The sequence below is a fragment of the Pirellulales bacterium genome (assembly GCA_035656635.1).
In the GTDB taxonomy this organism is placed as follows: domain Bacteria; phylum Planctomycetota; class Planctomycetia; order Pirellulales; family JADZDJ01; genus DATJYL01.
Genome location: DASRSD010000017.1, coordinates 1 through 9297, shown reverse-complemented (window position 1 = coordinate 9297; position 9297 = coordinate 1). Strand labels below are relative to the sequence as shown.

11 protein-coding genes are annotated in these 9297 nt (G+C 53.7%); 5 read left to right on the top strand and 6 right to left on the bottom strand.

What is annotated here, in order from left to right; all coding sequences use genetic code 11:
- On the top strand, positions 1-2270 hold a 2270-nt coding region (locus VFE46_01235; protein ID HZZ26601.1), incomplete at its 5' end, for a secretin N-terminal domain-containing protein.
- Positions 2271-2329: 59 nt separating this feature from the next.
- Here the strand turns inward: VFE46_01235 and VFE46_01230 are convergent.
- From VFE46_01230 to VFE46_01220, 3 genes are all read right to left on the bottom strand, one after another.
- On the bottom strand, positions 2330-2827 hold the full coding sequence (locus tag VFE46_01230; GenBank protein HZZ26600.1) for an Hsp20/alpha crystallin family protein: 498 nt from the start codon (positions 2825-2827) through the stop codon (positions 2330-2332).
- A 77-nt stretch (positions 2828-2904) separates the two neighbouring features.
- Positions 2905-3309, bottom strand: a complete 405-nt coding sequence (locus VFE46_01225; protein ID HZZ26599.1) for an Hsp20/alpha crystallin family protein — start codon at positions 3307-3309, stop codon at positions 2905-2907.
- Between the two features lie 68 nt (positions 3310-3377).
- Positions 3378-3821, bottom strand: a complete 444-nt coding sequence (locus VFE46_01220) for an Hsp20/alpha crystallin family protein (GenBank protein ID HZZ26598.1) — start codon at positions 3819-3821, stop codon at positions 3378-3380.
- Positions 3822-4317: 496 nt separating this feature from the next.
- Here VFE46_01220 and VFE46_01215 point away from each other — a divergent pair, with 496 nt between their 5' ends.
- From VFE46_01215 to fabF, 4 genes are all read left to right on the top strand, one after another.
- Entirely contained in the window at positions 4318-4872 is a 555-nt protein-coding gene (locus tag VFE46_01215) for a 3-hydroxyacyl-ACP dehydratase FabZ family protein (protein HZZ26597.1), read from the top strand.
- A 92-nt stretch (positions 4873-4964) separates the two neighbouring features.
- Complete coding sequence (locus tag VFE46_01210) at positions 4965-5351, top strand: acyl carrier protein (GenBank protein ID HZZ26596.1); 387 nt, start codon at positions 4965-4967, stop codon at positions 5349-5351.
- Between the two features lie 94 nt (positions 5352-5445).
- Positions 5446-6000 carry a 3-hydroxyacyl-ACP dehydratase FabZ family protein gene (locus VFE46_01205; GenBank protein ID HZZ26595.1) on the top strand — a complete coding sequence of 185 codons (555 nt, stop codon included), beginning with the start codon at positions 5446-5448 and terminating at the stop codon, positions 5998-6000.
- A 112-nt stretch (positions 6001-6112) separates the two neighbouring features.
- Complete coding sequence (fabF, locus tag VFE46_01200) at positions 6113-7396, top strand: beta-ketoacyl-ACP synthase II (protein ID HZZ26594.1); 1284 nt, start codon at positions 6113-6115, stop codon at positions 7394-7396.
- Between the two features lie 101 nt (positions 7397-7497).
- Here fabF and VFE46_01195 read toward each other — a convergent pair whose 3' ends face one another.
- From VFE46_01195 to VFE46_01185, 3 genes are all read right to left on the bottom strand, one after another.
- On the bottom strand, positions 7498-7674 hold the full coding sequence (locus VFE46_01195; protein HZZ26593.1) for a hypothetical protein: 177 nt from the start codon (positions 7672-7674) through the stop codon (positions 7498-7500).
- Between the two features lie 611 nt (positions 7675-8285).
- Positions 8286-8966, bottom strand: a complete 681-nt coding sequence (gene rsmG, locus VFE46_01190) for a 16S rRNA (guanine(527)-N(7))-methyltransferase RsmG (protein ID HZZ26592.1) — start codon at positions 8964-8966, stop codon at positions 8286-8288.
- On the bottom strand, positions 8963-9297 hold a 335-nt coding region (locus VFE46_01185), incomplete at its 5' end, for a 5-formyltetrahydrofolate cyclo-ligase (GenBank protein HZZ26591.1). The genes VFE46_01185 and rsmG, both read right to left, overlap by 4 nt.

The following is a 9297-nucleotide window of genomic DNA, read 5'->3' as shown; positions in this document are numbered from 1 at the left end:
GGGGGCGCGGCGGCGGTCCCAACGAGCAACAGATGCAGCAGCAAATGCAGCAAATGATGCAGCAAATGCAGCAGCAGGCACAACAAAATGGAGGAAAAGGAAGCCGTCCGCAACAACAGCAAGAGGATAAAATCTATCTGGCCATCAACCGCCGCGAAAACAGTGTTATGGCGCTAGCCACACCTGATAAGTTAGCTGTGATTGAACAGGCCGTGATGCTGCTCGATGTTCCATCTGCCGGAACTTCGCCGTTGGCTGCCTTGCAGCGAGTACAAATGTATCGCCTGGTGGCGGCCGATCCTGCGCCCATCGTCGCTGTGCTAAAAGATATGGGCAATCTTGACCCATCGACCCGATTGGAAGTCGACAACGTGAACAAAGCCATTATTGTTGATGGGCCGTTGGTCGATCACGTAACCGTGCGGCAGCTTATCGAAAAACTTGACGGCAGCGCCCGGCACTTCGAAGTCGTACAGCTCCGCAAACTCGATGCCGATTATGTTGCCGGCTCCATCGAATTCCTGCTGCGCGGTCCCACGAAAGAGACCAATCGCCCGCGTTATGTGTTCGGCGACTATCGCCAGCCGGATCAGTCCAAAGACGGCGGTTTCCAAGTCGAGGCCGATACCAAGCACAATCGCCTGCTGTTGCGCGTGAATGATATCGAACTTCAGGAAATTCGCGCACTCATGATCAAGTTAGGCGAAGATCCCTTTGGTGACACGCACGGCGACAACATGCGGGTTATCCACGCCGGTCCCGGCCGCGATACCAATCGGCTGCTGGAACAGCTGCAGCGTGTCTGGCCCTCGCTTAGCCCCGCGCCGCTCGAATTGAACGTGGACGAATTGAAAGATATGCCCAAAGGTTCTCGCGGTTATGATGGCAGTAAAGACAATTCCACGGACAATAGCAATTCGCCGAATAAAAGCAGTTCGACCACGAATAAGCCCAGCAATTCGGAAGATGCTAAACACAATGAATCCGATACAGATCGCAAGAACGAAAAAGAGCAAAAAAAACAGCCTGTCCATGCCGCGCCGTCGGCCACCGCCTCCAAAACCCTAACCGTTCCATTCGGCCGTCCGGCCTATAGCGTGTCGATCGACAGCAGTGATGAAAAAACAGCTGACGGCGCTACCCTGAAGCGGGCCAAAACGAACGCGCTAACTGCCACGGAAGCAGAAACGACAGAAACTGATATTCTTGGCCGCCCTTTGCACACCGGTCCGGACGATCGAACTGGCAGCAATAATTCGGCGCCGACCGCCGTAGCGCCATCAACACCGCCGGGAATTTCAATCACTCGCGGCCCGCAAGGTTTGATTGTCACTTCGCGAGATCCGGCGGCGCTCGATCAATTTATGAAGTTGGTCGATGAGCTTTCCCCGGGCGATTCTCGCTATCACGTTTTCACTCTCAAGCACACCTACGCCAAAGATGTGGCCAGCCTGTTGGAAACCGTGTTTTCCAAGGACGCGCAGCGGCAGCGCGACAATTTTTCGATTTATTATTTCTTCGATGAGCAGCCCGAAGATAAAAAAGAGGACCGCAATCGCTTGTCGAAGCGTGAGCCGCTACGATTCACCGCCGATCCGGTCACAAATTCCATTTTGGTGCAGGGAGCCGATGATGACCAACTAGCGGAAATTAAATCGCTTGTCGATTTTTACGATCGCGAGGAGCCGCCCGATTCGCAATCGATCCGCCGAACGCAAATCGTGGCCGTTAAATATGCCAAAGCACAAACGGTGGACGATATCATCAAAGAAGTTTACCGCGATTTGCTTAGTCCGAACGATAAAGCCCTGGTTTCGAACAACCCGCAACAAGGGCAGCAACAACGGCCGTTTTACAGTTTTTACGATATGGGCAACCACCAAGACACTACCAACGGTGTGCCACGGTTCAAGGGTTTGCTGTCCGTCGGCGTCGATGCCACTTCAAACTCGCTGGTTGTTTCCGCGCCGCAGTTTTTACTGACCGACGTCGTCGCCATGATTCACAATTTGGATGATTCCACCAAGCCTGTCGAGCCGGTGGTGCGCGTGATTAGCGTGGGCGGCGTCCTCGACGATCCGCTGATTAAGGACGCGCTGAAAAACGTGGCCGATCCGGAAGCCGCCAAGAAGAACGCCAATGCGTCGCAGTCAAGCCGCGACGATCAGCAGCGCCGCAACCGCTGGAACAACAACGGCCGCAACGGACAAGGTGGTGGAAACAACAACGGGGGAAACGGCAATAACAACAACCAGAACAACAATCGTTAGGCCACGCCCTCATGAGTATTTGACAGCGAGTGAACTCCCCAGGGCGTCTTCCGCCCTGACTAAGCTGTGTTGTGATCTTGCGATTTCACCGCAATTTTCTTCGCTGTGGCAGCCGGCGTCTTTTGCAGGGTAATCGTGAGTATTCCGTTGGCGTGCTCAGCAGTCACTTGCTGCGGATCAACGCTGCTAGGCAATTGCACGGTCCGGCTGAAACTGCCATACCGACTTTCGCGATGGTAAGTGTCGCGGTCTTTTTTCTCGACCGTTTCTTTTTTCTCGCCTGCAATGGTCAATCGGTCCCCCGTGACCGTGATGTCCAGTTCACCAGGATCGACTCCAGGCACTTCGGCCCGTACGGTTACGGCCGTATCGCTTTCGGAAACATCCAATGCCGGTGCCCACCGCCCCCATGAGGCGACCGAATCGCTTAAGGTTTCGAACGGCTCACGCACAAATGAGTCAAACAACCGATTTACTTCTGAACGGAATTCGGTCAACGAAGATAATCGCCCTTCGGGCGTTTCTCCCGATTTGTTTTTCCAAGGAACAAGGTTCATAATCTATTCTCCTTAATTTCATACATGATAGGCCTTTTGACCGAATTTCCGAAATTGTTTTTCAACGACGTCGAAATTTACTTTGCGGAGACCTTAATTTTCCGAGGTTTCATCGCTTCCGCCTTGGGCAAGTGCAGCGTGAGCACACCGCCGGAATATTCAGCCGCTATGCGCGTAGCCTCAATTTGCTCACTCACGCGGAACGTGCGATAGAAGTCGCCTACGCCGTACTCCTGACGCAGATAGGGACCCTGCGAGTCCTGACGCTCGCTTACTTTCGCATGGATCGTCAATGCGCCGTCTTCAAAATGGATGTCGATTTGGTCGTTCTTCGCGCCCGGCACGTCGGCCAGCACAACCAACTGGTCGGGCAACTCGTAAATGTCGACATTCGGTCGGTAGTACGGTCCGCCGCGAGTATGTTTGGGTGGCAATACGTCGACGGCGCCGTTTTCTTGGTTGAGAGTAGTTTCAACAGACATAATTGGCCTCCAGATCAATATTTCTTGTTTAGATTTGATTGGACAACTTGCAAAAATTAATGTGCGTTCTATTCCGTTTTCACTTGAATTTTCCGTGGCTTGGCGGCTTCGGCCTTAGGCAACGTTAACAGAAGAACACCGTCGTTCAGTGCCGCCCGAACATTATCGGCAGTCACTTCGGTCGACAGCCGAAGAATGCGCGTGAACGAGCCCTGCCCACGTTCACGACGATGAAACGCCCCATCGCCTAGCGGCTCTTCCGGGCGTTGGCCTTTAATAGTCAATTCATTGCCAACGACGGTCACGTCCAACTGCTCAGGCTTCACTCCCGGAACTTCGGCTTCAACGAATAAATTGTCGCTGTCTTCCCATACATTGACCGCAAGAAAACCGCGGCCGGTAACCAAGCGTGCCGCTCCTGTTACGGTAGGATGTGTGAACACATTTGTGAACAAACGATCGACTTCCTCACGCAATTGCTGAATTGGATGGACAGTAATTGTGCTTCGCATCACCATTTTATGCCTCCGTTTTATTGCATGTCTCCAAAAGAGGGGTTATTCGAAAATCAAAACAGACGAACAAACCCAAGCCACTGACACAAGCAAAGTCTGTGCCCAATTGGATGGCTGCCATACATGCCATAAATCATTAGCCGCTGGGTTGTTATGATCTGGAAAAACCGCCTACCCAATTGCAAAATCCACTGCCGCTGCCAAACTGACAGAAACTGCCGGGACGCCTCTGAGCAAGTGTGTTACGTCTGGATTGACTGTGCATCGCATCCGAAGACAAGGGCCAAATTACAGCAGTGAGTCCATTGCTGCCGCTGTCTCGCCGAGCCTATGTTGTAAAACCTTACAGGCTTTAACAATCGCACCGCCTCAGGCAAAAATCGCCCAAGTTTTCAGTTGGCCAACGTGGTTGTGGAGGGCTCCGTAAGCCCGTATACTGGTTAATTCGTATATTTCCCAGTTTATTTCCCGTGGTGGCCAGACCACGGTTTTTATGCGTTTTAAGTTACTGGACAGAATTGTCGAACTGAAGGCCGGCGAAAGCATTACGGCGATTAAGGGATTAGCATTGGCCGAAGATTATCTGGCCGATCACTTTCCACAGTTCCCTGTGATGCCAGGCGTGTTTATGCTAGAGGCCCTGACACAAGCGTCGGCATGGCTTGTTCGTGCGACGGAAGATTTTAAGCACAGCATGGTGGTCCTGCGTGAAGCGCGGAATGTGAAATACGCCGACTTCGTCGCCCCCGGTCAAACGCTGACCGTAACGGCGGAAATCATTGGACAAACGCCCGAACAAACCAAACTTAAAGCCCAAGGCAGTGTGAACGGAAAAGTAAATGTGACAGCCCGCTTGGTGCTGGGCAAATACAACCTGGCGGACAGGAATCCGGTTTGCGCTAGCTCCGACGCACACGTAATCCGAGAAATGCGTTCGCTGTTCAACGTGTTGTATCGGCCCACCGACGTTCTGCCTGGCGCGCCGTCCGCCAATGGCAGCCATTCGGCGGTGCCTTCGTTGGCTTGTAATCCGGCGGCTGTGCAATAACCTGGTTGATGCACTGCGTCGCCTCCATTGCACCGGCAAAAATACGACGACAAATCAAATTATTTTGTGAAAGAACTGGAGGGATATAATCCATGCCTGCACAGCAAGCCGAAGTATTCGAGAAAGTCCGCACTTGTTTGGTAGATGCGCTGGGAGTCGACGACGATGAGGTCACCTCCGAGGCCACCATGGTTGGCGATTTGGGCGCCGAATCAATCGATTTTCTCGACATTGTGTTCCGCTTGGAAAAAACGTTTAACATCAAAATTCCGCGTGGAGAGCTCTTTCCGGAAGACATTCTCAGCAATGCCCAGTATGTGCGCGATGGGAAGGTAACGTCCGAAGGCATTGATCAATTAAGAAAGCGAATGCCGTTTGTCGATCTCGCCAAGTTTGAAGCCGATCCGCGTGTGACCAACTTCGGCAATTTGCTCACCGTGCAAGATTTAGTGAACTACGTGCAAACAAAATTGACGTAGTGAACCATTTGGGGTGGGCAACCGACCTCCAAGCCGAGGGCGGTTGTCGCTGCGATCTGTCTCGATATTTGAACTTTGAACCTGCTGATTTGCCATGCGCTGGTTTTGGATCGATCGCTTTACCGAATTCGTCAGTGGACAATCAGCCACGGCAATCAAGACGCTATCGCTTTCGGAAGACCATCTGCACGATCATTTTCCTGGCGCCTCGGTCATGCCGAACACGCTTATTCTGGAAGGCATGGCACAAACCGCCGGCTTATTGGTGTGCGAACACAGTGGCTTCACCAAACAAGTGATTTTGGCAAAAGTTTCCAAAGCTGTGTTTCATGGCGAAGCATGGCCGGGCGACATGCTCACGTACCGCGCATTGCTGCAAGACATTAAAGAAGACGGCGCCATGACGACTGTCACCAGCGAAGTGAATGGCAAGCCCCAAGCCGAAGCGGAAATTTTCTTCGCCCATTTGGAACAAGTGAATCAACGCGGCGATCGGCTGGAATTGTTCGTTCCTTACGATTTGTTTTCTTGGTTGCGATTGCTCAAGCTGTATGAAGTGGGGCGCGATGCCGATGGCAATCCGCTACAAATTCATCCTCGCATGGCCGAAAGCGATCCGTTTTTAAGCCGCCAGGTGGCGGCCAAGTAACTGCCTATTAGCCAAATCGATCTACGAGCGACGTGTCGGACGTCATTCGTCGAGAAAAGGCAACGGCGCGCCCATAACTGTGGATTGAAATGGAGTTGAATAGGAGCGCTTTATGAAACGTCGTGTTGTCATCACCGGAGTTGGCTGTGTGACGCCATTGGGCAATTCCGTCGACGAAATGTGGCGCCGGTTGCTTAAAGGAGAATCAGGCGTCGGCTATACCACGCACTTTGATGCCAGCAATTTCCCGACCAAAATTTCGGCTGAAGTGAAAAACTGGGATATTGCCGATGCCGGCGAAGATCCCAACCGCTGGAAATATCGGGGGCGGCACACGCGATTTGCAGCCGGCGCCGCCAAGCAAGCTATGCAAGATTCCGGACTGACTGACGGCCAATACGATCCCACCCGCTTCGGCGTGTATTTGGGCAGCGGTGAAGGACAGCAAGATTTTTCCAGCTTCACACGGATGATGGCCCAAGCGTTGGAAGGCGAACAGTTAGATGTCGCTGCCTTTACGCGCGAAGGCTTGGAAACGCTGCATCCCATGGCAGAACTGGAACAAGAACCACACATGCCCGCCGCGCACATGGCTTCCATGTTCAACGCGCAGGGCCCCAACGCCAATTGTCTTACTGCCTGCGCCGCAAGCAGTCAGGCCATCGGCGAAGCAGTGGAGTTGATTCGCCGTGGTGAAGCCGAGTTAATGCTTTCTGGGGGCACACATAGCATGATTCATCCGTTTGGTGTGACTGGATTTAATTTGCTCACGGCGCTTTCGACGCGTAACGATGCACCGACAAAAGCCTCGCGCCCGTTCGACAAAGATCGTGATGGCTTTGTGCTGGGGGAGGGTTCTTCGATGGTCGTGCTGGAAGAACTGGACCACGCCAAAGCCCGCGGCGCAAAAATTTACGGCGAAGTGCTAGGTTATGGTTCCACCGCCGATGCTTATCGCATTACCGATACGCACCCCGAAGGAAGGGGCGGCGCAGGCTGCATTCGGCTGGCGATGGAAGATGCCGGATTAAATCCGACGGACGTGCATTACATTAACGCTCACGGCACCAGTACTGACGTGAACGATAAAGTCGAAACACTAGCAATTAAAACCGTGTTTGGCGATCAGGCGTACAAAGTGCCCGTTTCCAGTACGAAAAGCATGTTGGGGCATTTGATTGCCGCCGCTGGCGCCACCGAGTTGCTGATTTGTGTAATGGCGATCCGCGATAACGTCTTACCGCCGACCATCAATTATGAAACCCCCGATTCCGAGTGCGATTTAGATTACATTCCCAACACAGCCCGGCAGGCTCGTTGTGATGTGGCGTTGAGCAATTCGTTCGGCTTTGGCGGCCAAAATATCTCGCTGATTGTCGGACGCTTTCAGAAATAATCTTTCGCGCCGATCATCAAAAATGGTTGCGATTTCAACGTAAAAGTCCACGGGCGGCAACCCCGTGGGCTGGAATTTTTACGCTTTATTGTTTCCCGTCCTTACGGTCCAATACTCGGCGGGTTGTTGGCAAAGAAATCGCGCGGGCCACGGCTCGTGTAATATGGATACGCAACCTGCGCCGCCGGCGGACCAGCCGGACCACCCAATTGCGAATATACGTTTGCCCGATTCGTTGCGCAATCGGGAATGGGCGAGCAAGCGGCGTTATGGGACATGCAACCGCAGTCTCCTGAGAAAGCACCCGTCGCCGGACCGGGGCACGCGCCTCCTTGGCATCCGCAGCCGTTATTGCCTCCATAAGTGCCCGGACACCCGCCAGGGCCGCACGCGCCGCAATTGGGTCCACAGTAGCCGCAGCCCTGATCGCAGCCGCAATTGCTGTTGTTGCACTTGGAACTTCCGCACCACCAATGATTTCCGCAGCATCCTGTACTAGCCGCTACGAACAACGTAGCCAGGAGCGCAAACAATGTATTTCGCATGGTTTTAATTCCTTTTCATATTGCGGGCGCACTACCATCAGCGGCGCAGGCGGGATGCTGCCACGCCGCTGCTTTGCATTGCCGGCTCGCGTCCAGCCGCGCGCAAAGGAGCGCGAAAACCGAGTTCTTCACCGGTCGTTCACGACCAATGCAGTCGGCAACTTCGCGCAGAGCCAGCCATTGGCATCCAATGGGTCTTTGTGTCGGCCTGAGCCCTCCTCGGCTTACCGACACCCTCTGATAGCCGTATCGACCGGAAAATCCATAGAATCCAGCAAATCGTTACTACCGCTACGATTGCTAGCGTGAAATGCGCGGCTGTTTAGTCGCGATTAGATTTGCGTTTACTCTGCGCGAGCTTGTTCCTCTGTCCGGGACTGTTCGATTTGCAAGATAACGCTTTCCGAATCGCTGCCGACCAATGAATACGCCGCCAACTTGCGCAATTGCAATCCCTGAAACAGGCCCCGATGCCGCGCTTCGCCCCGTTCTTCCACCCATTGCGGGCCCTTAATCACCAGCAGCCGCCCAATATTTCCCCAATGCGGCTTGAACCACGCCAGCAACTTGGCCAGCGGGGCCACCGCACGAATTAACAACGAATCGAACCGCTGCATTCCTACAAGCGCTTCAGCCCGAGCGTGATGCACAGTTGCCGGAATACCTGCCTCCTCGACGATGGCTGCCACGGCTTTCGCTTTTTTGGCGACCGAATCACACAATGCTACACGTACGTCGGGCCGTAAAATGGCGATCACCGCGCCGGGCACGCCCCCGCCAGTTCCCACATCGAGCACGTGCTCCTGCGATGCAAGTAAATTGGCTAATTGCAGACTGTCGGTCACATCACGCACCACGAATTTTTCGAACGTCATGTGACGGGTCAGGTTCAGCCGACCATTCCATTCCCACAATCGCTGGGCATAACGTTCCAGCGCAGAAATTTGCTCCGGCGGCAACTCCAGGCCATGCCGAACGAGCGCCGCAGTCAGCGAATCGGTGTGTGGGTCAATGCTGTCCGTCATGTGGAATGGCTCACGTGCATTACGCGATTCTCTGTAATGATATAATCCATGCGCCGGTCGTGCAGTTCTAGGGGCAGCTCCGGAACCAACTGGCATTCAAAGGCCAATCCAATGACTAGACGCGGAGGTTGAGTGGCCAAGTAGCGATCGTAAAATCCGCCGCCAGCGCCCAATCGTTCGCCCACTTCCGTGAACGCCACGCCGGGGCAAATGCACACATCAATGGAACCCACAAACGCCTCGTCCGGCGACGGCGACAAAATGCCGAATTCGTCCAGCTGCAATTCGTCGAACGAATGAATCTGCTGGGCAACCATTTCGCCTAATCCCA

Coding starts and splice junctions, on each gene's coding strand:
- rsmG (HZZ26592.1), bottom strand. CDS start 8,966: ATGACGGACAGCATTGACCCACACACCGATTCGCTGACTGCGGCGCTC.
- VFE46_01230 (HZZ26600.1), bottom strand. CDS start 2,827: ATGAACCTTGTTCCTTGGAAAAACAAATCGGGAGAAACGCCCGAAGGG.
- VFE46_01205 (HZZ26595.1), top strand. CDS start 5,446: ATGCGCTGGTTTTGGATCGATCGCTTTACCGAATTCGTCAGTGGACAA.
- VFE46_01195 (HZZ26593.1), bottom strand. CDS start 7,674: ATGTCCCATAACGCCGCTTGCTCGCCCATTCCCGATTGCGCAACGAAT.
- fabF (HZZ26594.1), top strand. CDS start 6,113: ATGAAACGTCGTGTTGTCATCACCGGAGTTGGCTGTGTGACGCCATTG.
- VFE46_01225 (HZZ26599.1), bottom strand. CDS start 3,309: ATGTCTGTTGAAACTACTCTCAACCAAGAAAACGGCGCCGTCGACGTA.
- VFE46_01215 (HZZ26597.1), top strand. CDS start 4,318: ATGCGTTTTAAGTTACTGGACAGAATTGTCGAACTGAAGGCCGGCGAA.
- VFE46_01210 (HZZ26596.1), top strand. CDS start 4,965: ATGCCTGCACAGCAAGCCGAAGTATTCGAGAAAGTCCGCACTTGTTTG.
- VFE46_01220 (HZZ26598.1), bottom strand. CDS start 3,821: ATGCGAAGCACAATTACTGTCCATCCAATTCAGCAATTGCGTGAGGAA.